Below are 20,702 nucleotides of genomic sequence, written 5' to 3'. Positions count from 1 at the left end.
GACGGGGAGGAACCGATGACGGACGACAGGACGGACCAGCCGGAGGAGATCCGGGTGGACACCCCATACATGCCCATCACCCCGCTGGCACCCACCGTGCACGTCAGCGGCATCACGATGGACAACGTCAACCGGGCGCAGACCCCCTCCGGCCTGGTGCCGGGGTCGGGCGAGAGCGGCGACAACACGGAGTGGGACGCGTCCAGCCTGGACAAGGCCATCGAGTGGTTGGAGTCGCACGCCTCGTTTCTCAACAAGCAGTCGTACACGATGGTCGAGATCCAGGACCGGATGGGCGGCGCGGCGGCGTCGGGCGGCATGAACGGCGTGGGGGGCGGGGCGACGAGCCCGCTCGGCGCCTTCGACCGGGCGGGCGACCTGGCCCGCAAGCACGGCAGCCTCTTCACCACCACCCAGCAGAGCGTCCGCAAGCTCGCCGAGGACCTCTACCAGGCCGCCAACGCGCTGCGCGAGGTCAAGGAGAACTACGAGACGGCGGAGAAGGCGAACGCCATGTCCGCCGCCGAGATGGAGCGCGCCTTCAGCCAAGCCGCCACCAACGGATCCAACGGCTGATCGGGAGGGTGACAGGATGCCGAGCTGGGAAGAGATGTGCCAGCAGATCGTCGTCGCGGGCAGGCCGGGCGACGTCACCAGCGCTGCCCTGGGCTGGGAGCAGCTGCTGAAGAACCTGAACTCCGTCAAGGAGAGCCTGGAGACGAACGTCGCCGATCTCGGTGAGGTGTGGAAGGGCCCGGCGTACGAGTCCTTCAAGACCCACATCAAGCAGATCGCCACGGACACGGGCCGGGTCGTCGACGACGCCGAGAAGCACAACGGCATCGTCCAGTCGCTGAAGACCGCCGCCGACAAGCTGAGCGCCGCGCAGGCCGAGTTCCCGATCCCCGCGAGCTGCGTCAACGACGTGCTGGAGGCGCGCAACGGCCGCATCGTGATCGACACGGGCCTCTTCGAGATGAAGGTCAAGCCCGACTTCCTGGGGCTGCTCGACCCGCTCACCTCGCTCGCCGACTGGCTCAACGACAAGTCCGACGAGGCGGCCAAGGTCTACAACCAGGTCAGCGGCGAATACGTGACCATCGACTCGGGCACTCCCGGCCAGACCACGCCCGGCATGACCCAGTCGCCGAACGTGGAGACCCCGAACCTGGGCGGTGGCCCGGGTGCCGGCCCGATGGGCGGTGCGCCCAGCATGGGCGGGATGCCCTCGACCGGTGGCATGCCGGGCGGCGGCATGCCGTCGCTCAGCGGGGCCGGCGTGCCCGAGACCGGGACCACCGGGATCGGCTCCACCGCGCACCCCGGCCTGAGCACCGGCGGCTACGACCCGAGCGGTGGTTACGACCCCACCGGTGGCTACGACCCGAGCACGGGCAGCCTCGCCGACGACTACGGCAGCGGTCTGGCCGGTGCCGGCGCCCCGACGGTTCCCGCCCTCGGCGGCGGTGGCGGTGGCGGCGGCGGCGGCCTGCCCGGCACCACCGGGCTCGGCGGCGGTGGCGGTGGCGGGCTGGGCGGCGGGGGCATCATCCCGGGCGGCGGCTCGCTCGGCCGGCCGGTGAGCCCCAACATGGGCCCGATGATGGGCGGCGGCGCGGCCGGCGCCAATCGCGGTGGCGGCCGGGGCGCTGGTGGCAAGCTCGGCGCCGGCGGCAAGCTCGGTGCGGGTGGCATGGGCCCGATGATGGGCGGTGCGGCCGGTGGGGCCGGCCGTGGCGGCGGGCGCGCGGGTGCCGCCGGCGTGGGCGCCAAGGGCGTCGGTGCGGGCGCGCGGGGCGTCGGTGGCATGGCCGGCATGGGCGCCGGCTACGGCGAGGAGGAGACCCCTCGCAACACCTGGCTGGAGGAGGACGAGGACGTCTGGGGCGCGGACGGCGGCGGTACGCCGGGCATCCTGCGCTGACGGAGTCACGCCGAGCGCCGTCCACCGCACCGGTGGGCGGCGCTCGACGTTGTCGGGCGGTATCGGGCGGTGCGGGAGAAGGACGTCAGCCGGTCGTGGCGTCCGTCGCGGACGGGCGGCGGCCCGGGCGCCAACCCCGGCGTCGCCCGCGGATCAGGATCGGCTTGACGGACAGCAGCAGCGCGGCGACGAGCGCACCGACGGCGGCGGCCCAGACCGCGACGGTGCCCTGCCAGGCGAGCGGGTCCTCGGTGGAGGGCGGTGCCGGCATCGCGCCGGCCGGCGGGTCGGTACGGGTGCCGAGCACGGTCGCCACCGCCCGGTACGGATTCACCACCCCGTGGCCGACCTCGGCGTTCTTTCCCTCGGGCGGGCTGTCGGCCGTCCGGATCAGCCGGTCGGCGACCTGCTCCGGATCGAGGTCGGGGTGGGCGGCCCGGACCAGCGCGGCCACCCCCGAGACGTACGCGGCGGCGAAGCTGGTGCCGCCCTGCGGCTCGGCGAGGAAGCCCTCGCCCCCGGGGGCCGGGCCGAGGATGTTCAGCCCGGGTGCCGCGAGGTCGACGTAGTCCCCGCTGACCGAGCTGCCCACGTGACCGCCTTCCTCGTCCACCCCGGCGACCGCGATCACTCCCGGGTAGGCGGCCGGGAACGCGCGCCTGTCCTGCTGGTTCTCCTGGCGGTTGCCGGCGGCGGCCACCACGACCACCCCCTCGTCGAGGGCGTAGCGGACGGCGTCGGCGAGATCCTGCCGGTCCAGGGTCACCAGCGACAGGTTGATCACGTCGGCGCCGTTCTGCACCGACCACCGGATCGCCTCGGCGATCTGCCCCGGCAGCCCCTCGTCGACGGTGGTCCTGGTGTCGGGCAGGACGCGTACCGGGAGGATCCTGGCCTGCGGCGCGATGCCGCTGAACGACGCGCCGGTGCCCTCCTTCCCGGCGATGATGCCGCCGACGATGGTGCCGTGGCCGGCGAGGTCGCAACGGCCCTGCTGCTGCGGCAGGCCGTTGAAGTCCCGGCCCGCCTTGACCTGGCCCTTCAGTGCGGGATGGAGGGCGGAGACGCCGGAGTCGATGACCGCCACCGTGACGCCGGCGCCCCGGGAGATCCGCCAGGCCGACGAGGGTTCGAGTCTCCTCAGCGGCCACGGCGTCTCGGCGGGGGCGGCGACGCCGGGGGGCCCGCAGCGGGGGACCGCCGCCGAGGCGGGCGACGGGGCGACGACGGCGGTGCCGAGCAGGACCGCGGCCGCTGCACCGAGGACCGCGCGGGCACCGCGCCCGCCTCGGCGGGCCGGCCCGGTCCCGCCCGGTCGGAAACTCTCGCGCACGCGGTGAGATTACCGCCGGGGCCCGGAGCGGCGTGCCGCCGCCCGGACCCCTCGTCAGGAACGCTCGGTGGCCTCGGCCGGGTCCTGGTCGTCGGCGAAGAGGGCGAGGAGGGCGCCGACCTGCCGGTCCGCCTCGGCGGGGTGTCGGAACCGCCCGGCGGGGTTGAGCGTGTACTCGTTGCGTCGGCCCACCCGGGTGCGGTGCAGGTAGCCGCCGGCCTCCAGGTCGGCGACGATCGCCTGCGCGGCCCGCTCGGTGACGCCCACCTCGTCGGCGACGTCGCGGAGCCGGGCGGTGGGGTTGCGGGCGATGGCGAGCAGCACGTGCCCGTGGTTGGTGAGGAAGGTCCAGTTGCGGGTGCTCCCGTTCTCCCCTGTCGTCGCCATGCCCGCCATCGTATGGCTCCTGCTTCGTGTTTTCCTGCGCGCCCTCGCGGCCGACGGACGTGCGGAGGGCCCGGCACCGCCGCGCCGGGGCCGCCGAACATATGAAATGCATATCACGCATCCCTTGACGTATCTTGCAGTGCGTGTGACGGTGGTGGCAGCCCGCGTCCAGCGTCGGCCCGGGTGACCAGGCCGTTCACGTGAGGTAGCGAGGTGTGGGATGAGTCGTCCCGGATCGCCAGGAAGCCAACCGGGCCCGGAGCGGACGCTCCCGGCGCCGGCCACGGGCGGGGCCCCGGCCGACGTCGGCACCGCGATCGCCGTCCCCGCGAGTCCCGAGCAGGCGCTCGCCGAGCTGCACGCCGGCAACCGGCGGTTCGTGACCGGCGCCCCGCGCCACCCCAACCAGGACGCCGGGCACCGCGCCGCAGTCGCCGACGGGCAGCACCCCTTCGCGGTGATCGTCGGTTGCTCCGACTCCCGGCTCGCCGCCGAGATCATCTTCGACCGCGGGCTCGGTGACCTCTTCGTGGTCCGCACCGCCGGTCACACCATCGGTCCCGAGGTGCTGGGCAGCGTGGAGTACGCCGTCACGGTCCTGGGCACGCCGCTGGTGGTGGTGCTCGGTCACGACTCCTGCGGGGCCGTCCAGGCGGCGCGTGCGGCGGACGCCACCGGCACCCCGCCGGTCGGGCACCTGTGCGCGGTGGTGGACGCCGTGGTGCCCAGCCTGCGCCGGGCCGCCGCCGAGGGCGTGCACGACATCGACGGCATCGTCGACATCCACATCGCGCACACCGTCGAGGCGATGCTGGGCCGCTCCGCCGTCCTCGCCGCGGAGGTGGCCGCCGGCCGCTGCGGGGTGGTCGGCATGTCGTACCGGCTGACCGCCGGCGAGGTGCGGACGGTGGCCGAGGTGCCCGCCCGTACGGCCGACGCGCCGGAGGCGGCGGCCAGCGCCGCGCTCGCCTGACTCCGTTCGCCCGTCACCGTCGTGGCGGGCCCGCACGACGACAGAGGGCCGCTCCCGCGTCCGGCGGGGCGGCCCTCTGTGTACGTGTGGTCCCGGCTAGAGCAGTGACACGTGGACGTGGTCGGTGTGGTTCGACGGGCCGCTGTAGGAACTCCAGCCGGTCGCCGGGAACCAGATCTGCCGATTCCAGATCACGTAGTAGATGCCGAGCCGGTCGGCGTTGCGGACCAGGAACGCGGTCAGGTTGTTGCCGTACATGTAGGTGTCGTCGTTGTGCCAGGGGGAGAAGCCGCTCCTCTGCAGCGACCAGTCGCAGGCCCGGCCCTTCGGATGCTCGTACGGCCCGCCGGGGCGGTAACAGCCGACGAACCGGTTGAAGCCGGCCCGCTTGACCTCCTTGTACATGTGTAGGGTGCGCGCGGTGATGCGGCCGGAGGTGGTGGGGTCGTCCTCGGTGGCTGACAGCGGGGTCCAGTCGCCGTCGGCCGTCCGCCCCGGCGCGATTCTCGCCACCGGCGAGGTGGCGACCACCTTGCCACTGGTCAGTCCTCTGCCGCCGACCAGCGCGAGCGCCTTCTCCGCCTCCCGCTTGCCGCGCGCCATCTCGTTCGTCAGCTTCTGCTGTTCGCGGACCTCGGTGTCGAGCGCCAGCTTGGCCTGCTCGGCGCGGTCCTTGACCGCGTTCACCTCGGCGAGCTTCTTGGAGTTGACCAGGTTGAGCTCGTCGAGGGCGGCGGCGCGCTTGACGAACGAGTCGGGGCTGGCGGTGTCCAGCAGCATGGACACCGCGCCGATCCGCCCGGTGCGGTAGGACTGGGCGGCGATCTGGCTGACCTGGGGGGCCAGCGCGTTCAGTTCGGCCTGCGCCCGGGAGACCTCCAGCGCCAGTTCGAGCTGGCGCTTCTTCGAATTGGCCAGCTTCGCCTTGGCCTGCACGTAGGACCTGTTCCGGGCCTCGATGAGGTCGTCGAGCAGCTTGGGCTCGTCGTCCCCGTGCCCGGAGGGCTTGGGCGGGGTGGGCGCGGCCGCCGCCGGGAGAGGCCCGGCGAAGACCGCCAGGGCGGCGAGTACGGCCACCACGGGCGTCAACCAGCGGCGTAGGGGTGCCGTCACAGTTTTCCCTTCCGTCGACCGCCGACCGGGTTAGCTGACGGGTTCGGGGCGGAAGTGGCCCCTACCGCTGTCGCGGATTCACCCCACGTACCTGGGTCCCCGGTTCGCCTCGCGGCGATTGGGCGGCGGCACCGCAGGCGCCGCTGCGCGCCTTCGGCGGTGACCGGCAGCGAGGTTACCCGAGAACGCTCCCGGGGATCTACGTCCCTAAGCCGACTAAATGCGTTATTTCGTAATGGCGGACGGTGACCAGTGACGCGTTTATCAGGACGAACGTCCTGTTCGGTCACGCTGAGGAGCGTCACCATGCGGTGTCCGTACTTCTGCTCCCGTCGGGCCACCCGGCGGGAGCGGCGGACGGCGTGTCCCCACGCGGCCCGCTGAGGGCCTCCAACGCCTCGGACCGGTCGGCCGCCGGCCGGGGCGTCGGCGCGGGCGCGGTGGCGGCGCGGTCGGTGGCGTCCCCGCCGCGGCGGCCGGCCGTGGTCACCAGGGCCGCCAGCGCGGTGGTCAGCGGCACGGCGGCGATCAGGCCCAGGGTGGCGACCGCGCTGCGGACGATCTCCTGGGCGAGGAACTCGCTGGTGAGGAGTTGGGTCACCGCCCGCGAGTCGGCGGTCAGCAGGAGCAGCACCGGCAGGGAGGCGCCCGCGTACGCCAGCACGATGGTGTTCACCGTCGAGGCGATGTGCGCCCGGCCGACCCGGGTCGCCGCCCGGTAGAGCTGCGTCCGGGACAGCCCGGGGTTGGCGTGCGCCAGCTCGGTGACCGTGGCGGCCTGGGTCACCGTGACGTCGTCCAGCACGCCGAGGGAGCCGATGATGATGCCGGCCAGCAGCAGCCCGTGCAGGTCGACGTCGGCCTGGTACATCGACAGGGTGGTGGCGTCCTCGGAGCCGAACCCGGTCAGGTGGGTCGCGGCGGTGGCGATCGTGCCGAGGACCCCGGTCAGCACCAGGCTGCCCAGCGTGCCGAGCACGGCGACCGAGGTCTGCGCCGTCACGCCGTGGGTCAGGTAGAGCACCACGAACATGATCAGAGCGGCGCCGACGACCGCGACCAGCAGGGGCGGGTTCCCGGCGCTGATGCCCGGCAGCACGAATGTCAGCAGGATGGCGAAGCTCGCCGCCAGGCCGCCCAGCGCGGCCAGCCCGCGCCACCGCCCGAAGGCGACGATGGCGGCCGCGAAGAGGGCCACCAGCCAGACCAGCGGCTTGCCGCGCTGGTGCTCGGAGATGTTGTAGGTGCTGGCCGTGGGATCGGCGGGGTCGGTGAGCTCGACCAGGATGATCTCGTCGTCCACGGCGACGGTCGGCGCGCCGGGGCCCGCGGGCACCGGCGTCTCCACCTGCTGGCCGGCGTCAGGGCCGTCCTGCACCCGTACGGTGACCGTGCCGCAGGGGCCCTGCGGCGCGTCGGGGCTCCCCTCCGGGGCCTCCGGGGCGGGCGGGCACGGCTCCGTCACCACCCGCGTCACCGTGCCGTGGTACCGGGGCGCGTCGGTGCCGGTCGCCGGATCGGGCGCGTCCCACGGCCACAGCACCAGGGCGGCGATCAGCGTGGCGACGAAGAGGGGCACCACCGTCGCGACGAGGATCCGCCGCACCCCGGGCGGGGCGGACGGAGCGGGACGGGTGTGATCGGCGCCCAACGTGTGTCTCCCAACGAGTCCAGGGCGGGGTACGGGCCGGCGGGCCGGTCGGTTCAGCGTCGCCACGGGTGCGGGGGCGGGAACCGCCTCCACGTGGCGCTGTGGTCACGTGCCGTGGCCGTCGGCTCCCGTCCGGCGACGGGCGGTCGGCGCCGTCGCCCGGCGGAGGGCGCGGCGCGGGTGGTGCGGAGTCCGGAGGGCCACCGGCCGAATGGTAGCCACCCCGGCATCGGGGCGCAGATCGTGCGGGTGGTGTCGCGGCACGGACCTTCGCCACGCCCGCCCGGCACGCCCACGCGCGGGACCTGCGCGCGCCCGGCCGTGGGTGGTGCCCGTGCGGCACGGTCCGACGCGCTAGCGTGAGGGACGTGCGGACGACGGTGACGGCGGCGCGGGGCGGGCGGCTCCTGCTGCTCGTCGGCACGCTGCTCGGGCTGGCCGCGATGCACACGATCGGCCACGACTCGCACCAGACGGGCCATCCCGCGAACCCATCGGCGCACGCCGCCGCCGCGCCCGGCCCGCACGCCGCCGCCGCGCCCGTTCCGGACGCCGCTCCCGCGCCGGCACGGCACGCCGCCCGGGTGCCCGTCGTCTCCGCCAGGCACGCCGCTGTGGTGTCCGCCCCGCATGCCGCTCTCGCGCTCGTGCCGCCCCCGCGGGACGTCGACGCCCCGCACGCCGCCGGGCCGGCCCTCCAGACCGTCGTGGGCTGTCCCGGGGGCTGCGCCTCCGAGGACCTCCTGCCCGCCGGCGGCCGCACGGGGGGAGGGCTGCCCGGGTGGGGCGTGTGCCTGGCGGTGCTGGGCGCGTTCACGGCCGCGCTGCTGCTGGCGGTGCTGCTGTCGGTCCGCGTACCCGCCGTCGGCCCGATCGGGGGCGGTCCGGTCGGCGCCTTCCCACCGCCCCGGGCCCCGCCGCCCCGGCCGGTCGGTCTGCGGCTCGCCACGGTCTCGGTGCTGCGCAGGTAGGACGCGTTCGACGCGGTGCGGTTGCACGCCGTTCCGCGTTCCCGTCATGCCGCGTACGTTCCGACACCGAAAGGTTCCACCATGACCACTCGTACCCTGGCGCGCCGTGCCGCCCTGGCCGGCGTCGCCGTCACCACCGCCCTCGCCCTCGTCGCCTGCGGTGGCGACGACCACTCGTCGCCGGGGGCGGGGCACGGCACCCCCGGCACCGGCGCGCCGGCCGCCACCGCCACCGGTGCGGCCGCGTTCGGCGATGCGGACGTGATGTTCGCCCAGATGATGATTCCGCACCACCAGCAGGCGATGGAGATGGCCGAACTGGCGCCGACGCGGGCGGCGGATCCGGAGGTCAAGCGGCTCGCCACGGAGATCAAGGCCGCCCAGGGACCCGAGATCGCCACGATGAGCGGTTGGTTGGCGGCCTGGGGACGGCCGGTGCCGTCGCCGGGCGGCATGCCGCACATGGACCACGGCATGCCCGGCATGATGTCCGACGCCGACATGGCGAAGCTGGCGGCTGCCACCGGCCGGGAGTTCGACCGGCAGTTCCTGACCATGATGATCGCCCACCACGAGGGCGCGATCACCATGGCCCGCGACGAGCTGGCCCGGGGCGTGAACGCGGAGGCCAAGGCGTTGGCCCAGCAGATCGTCAGCAACCAGCAGGCGGAGATCGACACGATGCGCAAGATCCTCGGCCGGTTCTGAGCCGCCCGCCCCGGCGTCCCCGACCGGGGGCGCCGGGGCGCCGTGGCCGTACCGCCCCGGGGGCGCCGGGGTGCCGCCACCGGATCCGGCCGGGAGGGGCCCGGCGCGAGGAACCGGTGCGCCGACGGACGAAGGAACCCGCCGGTGGTCAGCCGCGCTTCATGAGGCGGCCGACGGCGGCCATCATCTCGGTGGCCATCTCGTCGGCGCGGCCCTCGGCCGCGCCCTCGCGCATGCAGTGCCGGGCGTGCCCGTCGAGCAGGCCCAGCGCGACCTTGTCCAGGGCGGCCTGGATCGCGGAGATCTGGGTGAGCACGTCGATGCAGTAGCGATCCTCGTCGACCATCTTCTCGATGCCACGGACCTGCCCCTCGACGCGGCGCAGCCGCGCGAGCAGCTGATCCTTGGTGGCGGTGTAACCCCTGGTCGGGGTGGGCGTCGGTGTGGTCATGGGGTCGAGGATACCGTACCCCTCGGGGGTATGGTACGTTCGCTTCTGGCCGGGATACCCCCACCGGGTACCGGTACATCGCACAGGCACCGGTCCGTCTCCGATTTACCCCTGGGGGGTATAGGCTGGAGGCGTCGAGAGGAGAGTTCCATGATCACCACGACGTACCAGGTGCAGGGCATGACCTGTGGGCACTGCGCGACCGCGGTCAGCACCGAGGTCGGCGCGATCCCGGGCGTCAGCGACGTCCAGGTCGACGTCGCCGCCGGTCAGGTCACCGTCACCAGCGAAGGTCCGTTGGAAACCGACACCGTGCGCTCCGCCGTCGACGAGGCCGGCTACGACCTCGTCGGCGCCTGACGGCGGGCACGGGGGAAACGAGGCACACCATGAACACGGCGACGAAGCTGAGCGGTTTCGCCCTCGGCCTCGCGGTGGTGTTCGGCGCGACGTACGGGGTCGGTCGGGTGGCCGACCCCGTGGCGCCGCCCGCCGAAGCCCCGCACGACGCCACCGGGGGGCACGGCAACGGCGGCGAGGACGGACACGGGGGCGACAACGGCGCGGCGGCGCACCTGCCCGGCGGCCTGCTCGTCTCCGACCGCGGCTACACCCTGCGCCCGGTGGACGCCCCGGCCGGGCAGTTCGCCTTCCAGGTCACCGGCCCGGACGGCCGGGCGGTGACCGCGTACGACGTGGCGCACGACAAGCGAATGCACCTGATCGTGGCCCGCCGCGACCTCTCCGGCTTCCGGCACGTGCACCCCGAGATGGCGTCGGACGGCACCTGGCGGGTCGACTCGCCACTCGCCGGGCCCGGCGTCTGGCGGGCGTTCGCCGACTTCACCCCGACCGGGGGCGAGGCGCTGACGCTCGGCGTCGACGTGACCGTCCCCGGCGCGCTGACCGGGCGGCCCCTGCCCGCCCCGGCGACCAGCACCACGGTCGACGGCTACACCGTCACGCTCGCCGGCGCCCCGGAGCCTGGTCGCACCGCCGAGCTGACCCTGACCGTGAGCCGCGCCGGCGCGCCGGTCACCGACCTGGAGCCCTACCTGGGCGCGTACGGCCACCTGGTGGCGCTGCGCCAAGGCGACCTGGCGTACCTGCACGTGCACCCGCACGGCGAGCCGGGCGACGGGCGGACGCGGCCCGGCCCCGAGGTGAGCTTCTCGGCGGAGATGCCGTCGGCCGGGGTTTACCGCCTCTACCTGGACTTCAAGCACGGCGGCGTGGTGCGTACCGCCGAGTTCACCGTCGTCGCCGGCAGCCCGACCGCGCCGGGTGTCCCGGCGGCGACCAGCTCCCCGGCGGCGGGCACGCCCGCCGCCACGAGCTCCCCGACCGCCGGCGCCGACCACGGCGTCCCCGGTCACGGGCACGACTGACGGGAAGCATGATGACCACCAAGCCCTTGCTGACGGCGCCGAACCAGATCGAGCTGGCGATCGGCGGGATGACCTGCGCCTCCTGCGCGTCCCGGATCGAGAAGAAGCTGAACCGGATGGACGGGGTGAGCGCCACCGTCAACTACGCCACGGAGAAGGCCACCGTCCGGTACGCCGACGAGGTCACCCCGGACGAGCTGATCGCCACGGTGGAGAAGACCGGCTACACGGCGGCCCTGCCGCCCCCGCCCACGCCCGCCGGCGGCGAACCGGCCGCCGAGCCGGTGGACGAGCTGCGCGGCCTGCGTACCCGGCTGTGGGTATCGGCTGTGCTCACCGTGCCGGTGATCGTGCTGGCGATGGTGCCCGCCTGGCAGTTCGACTTCTGGCAGTGGCTGTCGCTCACCCTGGCCGCCCCGGTCGTGGCCTACGGCGGGCTGCCCTTCCACCGGGCGGCCCTCATCAACCTGCGGCACGGCGCGGCGACCATGGACACCCTGGTCTCGCTCGGCACCCTGGCGGCGTTCGGCTGGTCGGTCTGGGCCCTCTTCCTCGGCACCGCCGGGACGCCGGGGATGACCCACCCGTTCAGTCTCGCCATCAACCGCTCCGACGGCGCCGGCAACATCTATTTGGAGGCGGCGGCCGGGGTGACCGTGTTCATCCTCGCCGGCCGCTACTTCGAGGCGCGGGCGAAGCGGACCGCCGGCGCGGCCCTGCGGGCCCTGCTCGAACTCGGCGCCAAGGACGTCGCGGTGCTGCGCGGCGGCACGGAGACCCGGATCCCGGTGGACCAGCTCGTGGTGGGGGACCGGTTCGTGGTGCGGCCCGGTGAGAAGATCGCCACGGACGGCGTGGTCGACGAGGGCACCTCGGCGGTCGACGCCAGCATGCTCACCGGCGAGTCCGTCCCGGTCGAGGTCGGCCCGGGCGAGCCCGTGATCGGCGCGACCGTCAACGCGGGCGGCCGGCTGGTGGTCACCGCCACCCGCATCGGCGGCGACACGCAACTGGCCCAGATGGCCCGGCTGGTCGAGCAGGCGCAGACCGGCAAGGCGGCGGTGCAGCGGCTGGCCGACCGGATCTCCGGCGTCTTCGTGCCGATCGTGATCGCCCTCGCGGTGGGCACCCTCGGCTGGTGGCTCGGCAACGGGTCGGGCGGCACCGCCGCGTTCACCGCCGCCGTGGCGGTGCTGATCATCGCCTGCCCGTGCGCCCTCGGGCTGGCCACGCCGACCGCCCTGCTGGTCGGCACCGGCCGGGGCGCGCAGCTCGGCGTCCTGATCAAGGGGCCGGAGGTGCTGGAGTCCACGAAGCAGGTCGACACCGTCGTGCTGGACAAGACCGGCACCGTCACCACCGGTCGGATGACGCTGGTGGACGTGGTCCCGGCGGCCGGCGAGGACCGCGCGGAGCTGCTGCGGCTCGCCGGGGCGCTGGAGTCCGCGTCCGAGCACCCGATCGCCCGGGCCGTCGCCGCCGGGGCGGCCGAGGCGGGCGTGCTGCCGCCGGTGACCGGTTTCGCCAACGCCGAGGGGCTCGGCGTGAGCGGGACGGTCGACGGCCGGGAGGTGCTCATCGGTCGGCCCCGACTGCTGCGCGAGCACGGCCTCGACGTACCGGAGGAGGTCGCGCGGGCGGCGGCCACGGCGGAGGCCCAGGGGCGGACGGCGGTGCTGGCCGGCTGGGACGGCCGGGCCCGTGGGGTCCTCGCGGTGGCCGACGTGGTCCGACCGACGAGCCGGGCGGCGATCGCACAGCTGCGCGCGCTCGGCCTGACGCCGGTGCTGCTGACCGGCGACAACGCCACCGTCGCCCGCGCCGTGGCCGCCGAGTTGGGCATCGACGAGGTGGTCGCCGAGGTGCTGCCCGCCGACAAGGTCGACGTCGTGCGGCGGCTCCAGGACGAGGGGCGGGCGGTGGCGATGGTCGGCGACGGGGTCAACGACGCCGCCGCGCTGGCCCAGGCCGACCTCGGCCTGGCGATGGGCACCGGCACGGACGTGGCGATCGAGGCGTCCGACCTGACCCTGGTCCGGGGTGACCTGATGGCCGCCGTGGACGCGATCCGGCTCGCCCGGCGCACCCTCGGCATCATCAAGGGCAACCTGTTCTGGGCCTTCGCCTACAACGTGGCGGCCCTCCCGCTGGCCGCCGCCGGCCTGCTGAACCCGATGATCGCCGGCGCCGCGATGGCCTTCTCCTCGGTCTTCGTGGTCGCCAACAGCCTCCGGCTGCGGGGCTTCCGCCCGGTCTCCTGACCCCTCCGCGCCGTGCCGCCGGCCCCGTCCGTCAGGGGCCGGCGGCACCGATCGTCACGGGCCCGCCGGCCTGCCGGCCGGGCCGTCCGGCGGCGATGGACGACCGGACGGTTGGACGGTGGTGGTGCGGGGTATTCGAAAGGCGTACCGGCACCGCCAAATCGGGAGGTTGACATGGGTTTCGAAGACAAGATCAACAACACGACCGAGGATGCGGCCGGCAAGCTGAAGGAAGGCGCCGGCCGGGCCACCGACAACGAACGGCTCGAGGCCGAGGGGCGCAACGACCAGGCCAGCGCCAAGCTCAAGCAGGCCGGCGAGAAGATCAAGGACGCCTTCAAGAGCTGACCCGCGTACGCGCCCTCCGCCGGATCGGTCACCAGCCGACCCGGCGGAGGGCGTACTGGCGCGTCCGGCGGACGTTTCCCCCGGCAGGCGCCACTCGTTGGCAGGTCGACGTCCCGCCGCCCCGCACCGGCCGCACCCGTGCCGTCACCCCGGGAAGGCCGAGACCCTGAACGGGAGGTCCCGTGTCCCGATCCGTCGTCTACGCGCGCCGCGCCGCCGCCACGGTGGCGCTCGGGGTGCTGGCCGTGGGTTGCCAGGACACCGCGCGGGAGGAGACCGCCGCCCGGACCAGCGCGGCCCCGCCGCCGAGCCCGACGGCCCCGGCGAGCGCCGCCCCGAGCCCCTCCCCGGTCGCCACGACCGCCGCCAACACCGTCGAGGTCTGCCGTGAGGTCGACCAGCTCATCGTCGCCGGCAGCCGGCGGATCGCCACCGACTCGGCGGCCTCGGTCACCCGCGACCTGACCGGTGAGCAGGTCGCCGACCAGCTCCGGCGCAACCTGGCGGGGCTGGCGGACGACGTACGCGCGCAGGCCCGTCGCGCCGCCGACCCGGAGATCCGCGCCCTGATCCAGGAGACCGCCGACCGGATCGACGCCGGTTCCCGGGCGTCCCGACCGGCCGCCTGGATGGACTCCACCTTCACCGCGATCCCACCGAAGCTGACCCGCGAGTGCCGCGCCTGAGGCCGACGGGCACGTCGCCCGGCGTCGTCGCCTGACCCGGGACGCCGGCCGGCATGCACCCCCGTGCCGCACGCCGGCCGGCATCCGTCAACGCGGCTCCCGCAGCCGCCGGGACTCGTCGGTCCCCGTCAGCCGGGCGGCCCGCAACTCCAGGTAGCGCTGCTCCGGCAGGCTCGTCGTCCCCCGGGCCGCAGCCAGGTACGCCGCCCGCGCCCGCTCCGGTTCGCCGGCCAGCTCCAGCAGGTGGGCGCGGACGGCGGCGAGCCGATGGTGCCCGGCCGTGCGGTCGTCGTCGTCGAGCGGGGCGAGCAGGGCCAGGCCGGCGCGGGGACCGTCCACCATGGCCACCGCGACGGCCTGGTTCAGGGTGACCATCGGGCTCGGGGCGGTCCGGGCGAGCAGCCGGTAGAGCGCCAGGATCTGTCGCCAGTCGGTGCGCCCGGCGGACGGGGCCTCGGCGTGCACGGCGGCGATCGCCGCCTGGAGCTGGTACGGGCCGGGCGGTGACCAGGTCAACGCCTCGGTGACCAGCGCGGCCCCCTCCGCGATGGCGGCGTGGTCCCAGCGGTCGCGGTCCTGCTCGGCGAGCGGGACCAGCTCCCCGGCGGGCCCGGTGCGGGCGGCCCGGTGCGCGTCGGTGAGCAGCATCAACGCCAGCAGTCCGGTCACCTCGCCGTCGCCCGGGAGCAGCCGGTGCACCAGCCGGGCCAGCCGGATCGCCTCGGTGGTCAGGTCGGCCCGGTGCAGGTCCGGCCCGCTGGAGGCGGTGTACCCCTCGTTGAAGATCAGGTAGAGCACCTGGAGCACGGCCCGTAGCCGCTCGTCCCGGTCCCCGGGGGCGGGCATCGTGAACCGCGCCCCGGCGGCCTCGATCCGCTGCTTGGCCCGGCGGATGCGCTGGCTCATCGTCGCCTCGGGCACGAGGTACGCCCGCGCGATCTGCGCGGTGGTGAGGCCGCCGACCGCCCGTAGCGTCAGCGCGACCTGAGCCGACCGGGCCAGCGCCGGATGGCAGCAGAGGAACAGCAGGGCCAGGGTGTCGTCCCCTGCCGGTGGCTGTTCGTCGACGGCCGGCGCGACCGTCGCGTACGCCGGCTCGCGGGCGGCCAGCGCGGCCTCCCGGTTGCGCCGGGCGCGCTCGCTGCGCCACTCGTCGGTCAGCCGGCGCGTGGCGACGGTGAGCAACCAGGCCCGGGGGTTGTCCGGCACGCCCTGTCGCGGCCACTGCACGGCGGCGGCGAGCAGCGCCTCCTGCACGGCGTCCTCGGCGGCGTCGAACTGGCCGTGCCGGCGGACGAGCAGGCCGAGGACCTGCGGCGCCAGGTCGCGCAGCAGGTCCTCCAGGTGGCCTCCGCTCACATTTCCGTCCCGGCCTCGTCCATGATCGCCCGCACCTCCAGCACGCCGAAGCCCCGCCGCACGTCCGGCCAGCTGGCGGCGATCTCGGTGGCCCGCTCGGGGCTGTCGCAGTCGACCATGAGGTAGCCGGCGAACTGTTCCTTGCTCTCCATGTACGGCCCGTCGGTCACCTCCGGCCGGTCACCGGCCAGCCGGACCGTACGCGCCTGCGACGGATCGGCCAGGGCCTGGCCGCCCAGGAACTCGCCCGACTCGGTCAGTTCCCGCATGAGCTCGTCGACCTCGCCGAAGAGCGCGCTGCGCTCCTGCTCCGACAGCCCGTCCACGAACCCCGGGCGGTTCCAGATCAGCAGCATGTACTTCATCGGGTGCTCCTCGTTTCCTCGGCCGAGCCCATGGTGGCGCGGTTCCGGTGAGGGGTCGGAGCCGACCCGCCGGTTCCGACAGCCGGCGGTACGGAATCTCAGCGCCGGCCGCGTACCTGGCGCTTCGGGGTGGGGCCGGCGCCGAGCGAGGCGCGGTCGGCGGCGGAGGTGCCCGACGACCAGCCCTCGGCGTCGCGCACCGTGAGTCGTCCCCGGACGACGCCGGGGAAGAGCGTGTCGAGGCGTTCGCGTACCGCCTCGGCGCGGGTGGCGAGCACCGGCAGCAGCCGTTCCGGCCCGGCCTGCGCCGTCGCCTCCCGGTCGGCCGCGTCGGTGGCGGCCCGCAGCCGCTCGCCGATCCGCAGCGCGAAGGCGTTGAGGAAGGACTCGTCGTAGTCCCGGGTCCGCCGGCCGGCGCTCCTGGCCCGCCGTTCGCCCCGGCCGCGCAGCATCGCGGTGGTGGCCTGCACCAGCAGCGAGGTGTAGAGCAGCTCGACCGCCTCCAGGTCGGCCGGCCAGCCCAGCACGGTGGTGAAGCCGAGGTCGTCGGACCAGACGGCCTCGCAGCGGTTCGCCGCCGCCACCTCCTGCGCCAGCAGCGCCTTCGCGCCCGCGTACGGGGGCTCGGTGCCGAGGCGCATCCCGCCGGGCCGGTCGGCGGGCTCGGCGACGCCCGCCAGCAGTGCCTGGTCGATGCTGTGCCGGGCGATCAGCTCCTGGGCCTTGCCGGTCAGCGCCTCCGCCTCCGCCGGGTAGGTGGTCGACTCCGCCTTGGCCAGCAGCGCCCGCACCCGGTCGAGCATCCGGGAGCCGCTGCCCGAGCCGCAGCGCGCGACGGCGGTCCCGGGCGCGCCGGGCGGCGGGCGCAGCACGGCGATCGGCGGGAGCCCCTCGACCAGGGCCAGCGCGTCGACCGCCGCCCGCAGCGCGGTGAACCGGTCGCACCCGGCGCGGGCGGACCAGGCGGCCAGGTGGCTCTCGTCGGCGTCCCACCACACCCCGGCGCCCAGGTCGCGCAGCTGGTCGTCCCACCACGGCGGCACCGGGTCGGCCAGCTCGCGGCGCTGTGCGGCGAGCGCGTCGGTGACCAGCCCGGCCGCCCGGGGGTCGAGCCGGCGGGCGGCGAGCCGGCCGAGGTCCACCGGCTGCCAGCCGCGCTGGGCCAGCCGCCCCACGCCCCGCGCCAGGCGGCGCAGGAGCGCGGCGTCCACCGCCGCCGCGCCGTCCGCGGCGCCCGTCCCGATCATCAGCCGGTCCAGCTGTCGCTCCGCGAGGCGTACGTCGGTGCCGCGTACCGCCGCGAGCGCGTCGTTGACCAGTTCCTCGGCGTCCGGCACGGCCGTGTCCTCCTGGGGTCTGCTTCTTCCGCGCCGGGAAACGATCGTCGCCCGCCCGCCGAAGGTACCGCCGGGCCCGCGCGACGTCCGCCGGTCGTGACCCGTGCCACCGGAAGGCTCCGGCCGGGCCGTCCGGTCGGCGGGGAACTTCCGCATGGTCCGGCCGGTCCTGGGTAGTTCGGGGGTGACGGGCGATGCGAGGTGGTGGGATGGCGGGATCACGGTTGCCGGGCAACGGCTCCGGCGCACCTGATCTTCGTCGGTCGGTCCTCGCCGCCGCGGTGATCGGGGTGGCGGTGATGGCCGCCGTCGATGAGATCGTCTTCCACCAGATCCTCGGCTGGCACCACTTCTACGACCGGTCCACCCTCTCCGTCGGGCTGCTTTCCGACGGGCTGCTGCACTCGGCCGAGCTGCTGGCCCTGGTCGGCGGCTTCTTCTGGTTCGCCGACCTGCGCCGCCGGGGCGCCCTGGTGCCCCGGGCCGCCTGGGGCGGGTTCCTGCTCGGCGCGGGAGCGTTCCAGCTCTTCGACGGGATCGTCGACCACAAGGTGCTGCGGCTGCACCAGATCCGCTACGGGGTGCACCTGCTCCCGTACGACGTGGTGTGGAACGTGGCGGCGGTGGCGCTGCTGCTGCTCGGCGCGTGGGTGACCTGGCGGGTGCGGTCCCGCTCCGGCCGCGACGTCCGGTGACGGCGCTCGCGCACACCGGTGCCGCCGCGGGGCCCGCGTCGCTGCCGCTCGCGGCGGTCGCGTTGCTCGCCGCCGGCTACCTGCTGGCCGTGTCCCGGGACCGGCGCGGCTGGCGTCGCCGGCGTACGGTCGCCTGGCTGGCCGGCTGCGCGGTGCTCGCGGTCGCCCTCGGCCCGCTGGCGGGCGGGCCCGGCGACCCTCGCGTGCACATGGCCCAGCACCTGCTGCTGGGCATGGTCGCGCCGCTCGCGTTGGCCCTCGGCGCGCCGGTGACCCTGCTGCTGCGGGTCGTGCCGCCGGCGGCCGGCCGCCGGGTGGGCCGGTTCCTGCGGGCCAGGCCGGTGCACGTGCTCGCCCATCCGGTGACGGCGGCGCTGCTCACCACCGGCGGGCTGGCGCTGGTGCTGCTCACGCCGCTCTACGCGGCGGCCGAGCGGAACCCGCTGCTGCACCACGCCCTGCACGTGCACTATGTGGCCGCCGGCTACCTCTTCGCCTGGTCGGTGGCCGGCCCGGATCCGGCGCCGCGCCGGCCGGGCCCGGCGGTGCGGGTCGGCGCTCTGCTCGCGGCGGGGGCCGGGCACGCCGTGCTGGCGAAGTACCTCTACGCGCACGCCGCAACCCTGCCACCCGGCCTGCCCGAGCGGGACGTCGACGCGCTGCGCGCGGCGGCCCGGTTCATGTACTACGGCGGCGACGTCGCCGAACTGCTGCTCGCCACCGCCCTCTTCGCCGCCTGGTACCACCGGCGTCGGCCCCGCCGGCCGGCACCCTCCGCCGGCACGGGCCCACCCGGAGGCGGGGCCGTCCCGGTCAGCCGGTGTACGCCTTCCCGGCCGTCAGCCGGAGCGTGAACCCGGCGTCGTCGCGCTGCCAGGTGACGTGGTTGCAGGACTGGTAGGTGATCCAGAGGCCGAGCCCGCCGGGGGCGCCGTCGGACACGGGGAGCAGCCCGCAGAACGGGTCTCCCGGCCCGTCGCCACCGTCGCTGACCGTCGCCACGATGCGGTCGTCGCCGGCCCACACGCGCAGTCGGACCGGCGGCCTGCCGTGGCGCAGCGCGTTGGTGACGATCTCACTCACCGCGACGACCAGATCCTCCACGTCGTCGACCGGCACCTGGCCCTGGTCGGCCTTGTGTACGGCGGCCCGCGCCTCGGCCGCCGTCGGGTCCGTCAGCTCCACGGCTGGCGGCTGGGCCTGGAGGGGGTCGGGCACGAGCCGTGGGCTCTGCCGCAGGTATTCCCTCGGCGGCGTCCAGGTCGGGCTGGGCACGTGCCGCCCGTCGGGGGTGGCGAACCGGGGGTGCGTCCGGGCCACGTCCGCCAGCACCTCCGGCGGCGTGATCCGGTTGTCGTACGCGCACATGCTCCACAGCGGGAAGTCGTCGTACGCGTGGTTTATCGCCGACTCGTAGCGGGCCCACCAGTCCCAGGTCGCCCCGAACGAGACCGGGGGCACCTCACCGATGATCCGGATCTGCCCAGCGCCGGCGGCCACCTGCTCGGTGAGGAGCTGGCGGTAGGAGCGGATGGCGGCGGCGGGCCGGGCGTAGACGTCGCCGCCGGGCAGGAACTCGACCCCGGAATTGGCCGGCAGTGCCGAGCGGACCAGCCCGCCGGTGCGCTCGCCCAGGGCCACGAAGGTCGGCTCGCCCGCCTCGGCGCCGCCGAGCAGGAACGGCACCGCCACGGCGAGCAGCTCGTCGTCGGAGTCGTAGCGCACGGCCTCGTGGTAGTAGCCGTGGTGCTGGGCGGCCGCACCCGTCCTCATGGTGTGACCTCCACCCGCACGCCGGGCAGGTCCAGCAGCTCCACCAGGCGGGCCGCGGCCGAGCGGGGGGTGCGCAGCACGGCGGTCGCGCCGCGGTGGTGCGCGTAGTCGGCCAGGTGGGCCAGGGCGCGGTGGTCCACGAAACGCAGGTCGGCCGCCGACAGCACCAGCTCGCCGTCGGTGGGCCGCAGGTCTGCGCGGTCCAGGGCGGTGCGGAACAGGTCGTGGTTCGACATGTCCAGCTCGCCGGCGAGCGCGGCGTGCCCGTCGGCGGGCGCCACGGCGTACAACCGGAACAGCAGGTCCTCGACGTTGGTCCGCGGGTGCATGCAGGCCAGCTCGGTGACCGCCCGGTCGCCCAGCTTCAGCCGGTGGTAGGCGCACATGGCCTTGAACGGCCGGGTGCGCATGTAGCGGTCGATCTGGTGCTCGTAGCGGGTGAAGACGTCGAGCTGGGCCGGGGTGCGGACGAGTTCGGTGGCCTCCGCGACCACGCGCAGCCCGGTGTGGCCGGCGGCCAGCGCCTCGTCCGTGGCGGCCGCGTAGGCGGCGACCTGCGTCGCCGGTTCGACGACCTGGTCGGGCGAGTAGGTGGAGACCAGGGGGACCACCGCGGCGGCGCCCCGGCGCACCGCGTCGGTGAAGCTCGGCAGCGCGCGCAGCCGCTCGGCCACCAGGTCCGAGGGGCGCGGTGTCACGTACCAGAAGCGCTCGCCGGCCGCGAGGCCCGCGGCGAGGTGGCGCTCCGCCTGGTCGGCGAGGGACTCCAGGTCGTCGTACGACCAGCAGATGTGACTGCCCGGCGCGGTCCGCCGTTCGCTGCTGATCATGCTGGTCGCCTCACGCTGACCAGTGTAGGCCGCCCCGGAACGGGCGCCGGGCCCGCGACCTGCCGGGACGCCGGGGCGGACGCTTTCGGCCGGTTCGTCGCCCGACGGTGGGTCGGCCGGCCGCCCGTTCCGCCCCGGGGGGCTGCGCC

22 protein-coding genes and 1 riboswitch are annotated in these 20,702 nt (G+C 75.0%); of the genes, 12 read left to right on the top strand and 10 right to left on the bottom strand.

Going from position 1 to position 20,702, the window contains the following annotated elements; all coding sequences use genetic code 11:
- Positions 1–15: 15 nt before the first annotated feature.
- Positions 16–576: a hypothetical protein gene (locus EV374_RS04570; protein ID WP_132231850.1), complete on the top strand. Its 561-nt coding sequence runs from the start codon at positions 16–18 to the stop codon at positions 574–576.
- A 16-nt stretch (positions 577–592) separates the two neighbouring features.
- A complete protein-coding gene (locus EV374_RS32415; protein WP_165947713.1) occupies positions 593–1,924 on the top strand; it encodes a hypothetical protein in 1,332 nt (443 codons plus the stop codon).
- 85 nt (positions 1,925–2,009) lie between these two features.
- On the opposite strand, the gene mycP is transcribed toward EV374_RS32415, so the two are convergent.
- Positions 2,010–3,257 carry a type VII secretion-associated serine protease mycosin gene (mycP, locus tag EV374_RS04560; protein ID WP_486485582.1) on the bottom strand — a complete coding sequence of 416 codons (1,248 nt, stop codon included), beginning with the start codon at positions 3,255–3,257 and terminating at the stop codon, positions 2,010–2,012.
- Between the two features lie 54 nt (positions 3,258–3,311).
- Positions 3,312–3,653 carry a MarR family winged helix-turn-helix transcriptional regulator gene (locus tag EV374_RS04555; protein ID WP_132231848.1) on the bottom strand — a complete coding sequence of 114 codons (342 nt, stop codon included), beginning with the start codon at positions 3,651–3,653 and terminating at the stop codon, positions 3,312–3,314.
- 211 nt (positions 3,654–3,864) lie between these two features.
- Between EV374_RS04555 and EV374_RS04550 the strand changes: the two genes are divergently transcribed.
- The gene (locus EV374_RS04550) at positions 3,865–4,617 is read left to right on the top strand and encodes a carbonic anhydrase (RefSeq protein ID WP_132231846.1); all 753 of its coding nucleotides are present in this window, start codon (positions 3,865–3,867) and stop codon (positions 4,615–4,617) included.
- Positions 4,618–4,713: 96 nt separating this feature from the next.
- On the opposite strand, the gene EV374_RS04545 is transcribed toward EV374_RS04550, so the two are convergent.
- Positions 4,714–5,730 carry a VldE C-terminal domain-containing protein gene (locus EV374_RS04545; RefSeq protein ID WP_132231844.1) on the bottom strand — a complete coding sequence of 339 codons (1,017 nt, stop codon included), beginning with the start codon at positions 5,728–5,730 and terminating at the stop codon, positions 4,714–4,716.
- A 3-nt stretch (positions 5,731–5,733) separates the two neighbouring features.
- Positions 5,734–5,865, bottom strand: a riboswitch (cyclic di-AMP (ydaO/yuaA leader).
- 166 nt (positions 5,866–6,031) lie between these two features.
- On the bottom strand, positions 6,032–7,381 hold the full coding sequence (locus EV374_RS04540; RefSeq protein WP_132231842.1) for a YibE/F family protein: 1,350 nt from the start codon (positions 7,379–7,381) through the stop codon (positions 6,032–6,034).
- Positions 7,382–7,749: 368 nt separating this feature from the next.
- Between EV374_RS04540 and EV374_RS04535 the strand changes: the two genes are divergently transcribed.
- Together EV374_RS04535 and EV374_RS04530 are read left to right on the top strand one after the other, a co-directional pair.
- Positions 7,750–8,352 (top strand): hypothetical protein, encoded by a 603-nt coding sequence (locus EV374_RS04535; RefSeq protein WP_132231832.1) that lies wholly within the window; start codon positions 7,750–7,752, stop codon positions 8,350–8,352.
- Positions 8,353–8,433: 81 nt separating this feature from the next.
- Positions 8,434–9,060, top strand: a complete 627-nt coding sequence (locus EV374_RS04530; protein ID WP_132231830.1) for a DUF305 domain-containing protein — start codon at positions 8,434–8,436, stop codon at positions 9,058–9,060.
- Between the two features lie 148 nt (positions 9,061–9,208).
- On the opposite strand, the gene EV374_RS04525 is transcribed toward EV374_RS04530, so the two are convergent.
- Positions 9,209–9,511 carry a metal-sensitive transcriptional regulator gene (locus EV374_RS04525; RefSeq protein ID WP_132231828.1) on the bottom strand — a complete coding sequence of 101 codons (303 nt, stop codon included), beginning with the start codon at positions 9,509–9,511 and terminating at the stop codon, positions 9,209–9,211.
- A gap of 150 nt (positions 9,512–9,661) precedes the next feature.
- Between EV374_RS04525 and EV374_RS04520 the strand changes: the two genes are divergently transcribed.
- From EV374_RS04520 to EV374_RS04500, 5 genes are all read left to right on the top strand, one after another.
- Positions 9,662–9,871 (top strand): heavy-metal-associated domain-containing protein, encoded by a 210-nt coding sequence (locus EV374_RS04520; RefSeq protein ID WP_132231826.1) that lies wholly within the window; start codon positions 9,662–9,664, stop codon positions 9,869–9,871.
- 29 nt (positions 9,872–9,900) lie between these two features.
- Positions 9,901–10,899, top strand: a complete 999-nt coding sequence (locus EV374_RS04515) for a hypothetical protein (RefSeq protein ID WP_132231824.1) — start codon at positions 9,901–9,903, stop codon at positions 10,897–10,899.
- 8 nt (positions 10,900–10,907) lie between these two features.
- Positions 10,908–13,160: a heavy metal translocating P-type ATPase gene (locus EV374_RS04510; protein WP_132231822.1), complete on the top strand. Its 2,253-nt coding sequence runs from the start codon at positions 10,908–10,910 to the stop codon at positions 13,158–13,160.
- A gap of 174 nt (positions 13,161–13,334) precedes the next feature.
- Entirely contained in the window at positions 13,335–13,508 is a 174-nt protein-coding gene (locus EV374_RS04505; protein WP_132231820.1) for a CsbD family protein, read from the top strand.
- Between the two features lie 182 nt (positions 13,509–13,690).
- Positions 13,691–14,194: a hypothetical protein gene (locus EV374_RS04500; RefSeq protein WP_132231818.1), complete on the top strand. Its 504-nt coding sequence runs from the start codon at positions 13,691–13,693 to the stop codon at positions 14,192–14,194.
- An 87-nt stretch (positions 14,195–14,281) separates the two neighbouring features.
- On the opposite strand, the gene EV374_RS04495 is transcribed toward EV374_RS04500, so the two are convergent.
- The 3 genes from EV374_RS04495 to EV374_RS04485 form a co-directional block, all read right to left on the bottom strand.
- Positions 14,282–15,553 carry a sigma-70 family RNA polymerase sigma factor gene (locus EV374_RS04495; protein ID WP_132231816.1) on the bottom strand — a complete coding sequence of 424 codons (1,272 nt, stop codon included), beginning with the start codon at positions 15,551–15,553 and terminating at the stop codon, positions 14,282–14,284.
- A complete protein-coding gene (locus EV374_RS04490) occupies positions 15,550–15,918 on the bottom strand; it encodes a YciI family protein (protein WP_132231814.1) in 369 nt (122 codons plus the stop codon). Before EV374_RS04490 ends, EV374_RS04495 begins: the two co-directional genes overlap by 4 nt.
- A gap of 98 nt (positions 15,919–16,016) precedes the next feature.
- On the bottom strand, positions 16,017–17,255 hold the full coding sequence (locus EV374_RS04485) for a DUF2786 domain-containing protein (RefSeq protein ID WP_132231812.1): 1,239 nt from the start codon (positions 17,253–17,255) through the stop codon (positions 16,017–16,019).
- Positions 17,256–17,464: 209 nt separating this feature from the next.
- Here EV374_RS04485 and EV374_RS04480 point away from each other — a divergent pair, with 209 nt between their 5' ends.
- Both EV374_RS04480 and EV374_RS04475 read left to right on the top strand, forming a co-directional pair.
- Positions 17,465–17,950, top strand: coding sequence for a DUF2243 domain-containing protein (locus tag EV374_RS04480; RefSeq protein WP_132231810.1), 486 nt, complete (start codon positions 17,465–17,467; stop codon positions 17,948–17,950).
- Positions 17,947–18,804 (top strand): cytochrome c oxidase assembly protein, encoded by an 858-nt coding sequence (locus EV374_RS04475; protein WP_132231808.1) that lies wholly within the window; start codon positions 17,947–17,949, stop codon positions 18,802–18,804. Before EV374_RS04480 ends, EV374_RS04475 begins: the two co-directional genes overlap by 4 nt.
- On the opposite strand, the gene EV374_RS04470 is transcribed toward EV374_RS04475, so the two are convergent.
- Positions 18,764–19,723 (bottom strand): sensor histidine kinase, encoded by a 960-nt coding sequence (locus EV374_RS04470; protein ID WP_132231806.1) that lies wholly within the window; start codon positions 19,721–19,723, stop codon positions 18,764–18,766. The two genes, EV374_RS04475 and EV374_RS04470, sit on opposite strands and share 41 nt — an antisense overlap.
- Complete coding sequence (locus EV374_RS04465; protein WP_486485581.1) at positions 19,720–20,553, bottom strand: MEDS domain-containing protein; 834 nt, start codon at positions 20,551–20,553, stop codon at positions 19,720–19,722. Before EV374_RS04465 ends, EV374_RS04470 begins: the two co-directional genes overlap by 4 nt.
- Positions 20,554–20,702 lie beyond the last annotated feature (149 nt).

The sequence above is a fragment of the Micromonospora sp. CNZ303 genome, assembly GCF_004345505.1.
Note: the sequence above shows the minus strand (reverse complement) of the source record. Positions and strands in the feature narration are given on the sequence as shown.

Bases quoted from the DNA above. Each gene is read 5' to 3' on its own strand.
- EV374_RS04550 (WP_132231846.1), top strand. From the start codon at position 3,865: ATGAGTCGTCCCGGATCGCCAGGAAGCCAACCGGGCCCGGAGCGGACG.
- EV374_RS04520 (WP_132231826.1), top strand. From the start codon at position 9,662: ATGATCACCACGACGTACCAGGTGCAGGGCATGACCTGTGGGCACTGC.
- EV374_RS04510 (WP_132231822.1), top strand. From the start codon at position 10,908: ATGATGACCACCAAGCCCTTGCTGACGGCGCCGAACCAGATCGAGCTG.
- EV374_RS04505 (WP_132231820.1), top strand. From the start codon at position 13,335: ATGGGTTTCGAAGACAAGATCAACAACACGACCGAGGATGCGGCCGGC.
- EV374_RS04480 (WP_132231810.1), top strand. From the start codon at position 17,465: ATGGCGGGATCACGGTTGCCGGGCAACGGCTCCGGCGCACCTGATCTT.
- EV374_RS04465 (WP_486485581.1), bottom strand. From the start codon at position 20,553: ATGATCAGCAGCGAACGGCGGACCGCGCCGGGCAGTCACATCTGCTGG.
- EV374_RS04555 (WP_132231848.1), bottom strand. From the start codon at position 3,653: ATGGCGGGCATGGCGACGACAGGGGAGAACGGGAGCACCCGCAACTGG.
- EV374_RS32415 (WP_165947713.1), top strand. From the start codon at position 593: ATGCCGAGCTGGGAAGAGATGTGCCAGCAGATCGTCGTCGCGGGCAGG.
- EV374_RS04525 (WP_132231828.1), bottom strand. From the start codon at position 9,511: ATGACCACACCGACGCCCACCCCGACCAGGGGTTACACCGCCACCAAG.
- EV374_RS04490 (WP_132231814.1), bottom strand. From the start codon at position 15,918: ATGAAGTACATGCTGCTGATCTGGAACCGCCCGGGGTTCGTGGACGGG.
- EV374_RS04570 (WP_132231850.1), top strand. From the start codon at position 16: ATGACGGACGACAGGACGGACCAGCCGGAGGAGATCCGGGTGGACACC.
- EV374_RS04515 (WP_132231824.1), top strand. From the start codon at position 9,901: ATGAACACGGCGACGAAGCTGAGCGGTTTCGCCCTCGGCCTCGCGGTG.
- EV374_RS04530 (WP_132231830.1), top strand. From the start codon at position 8,434: ATGACCACTCGTACCCTGGCGCGCCGTGCCGCCCTGGCCGGCGTCGCC.
- EV374_RS04470 (WP_132231806.1), bottom strand. From the start codon at position 19,723: ATGAGGACGGGTGCGGCCGCCCAGCACCACGGCTACTACCACGAGGCC.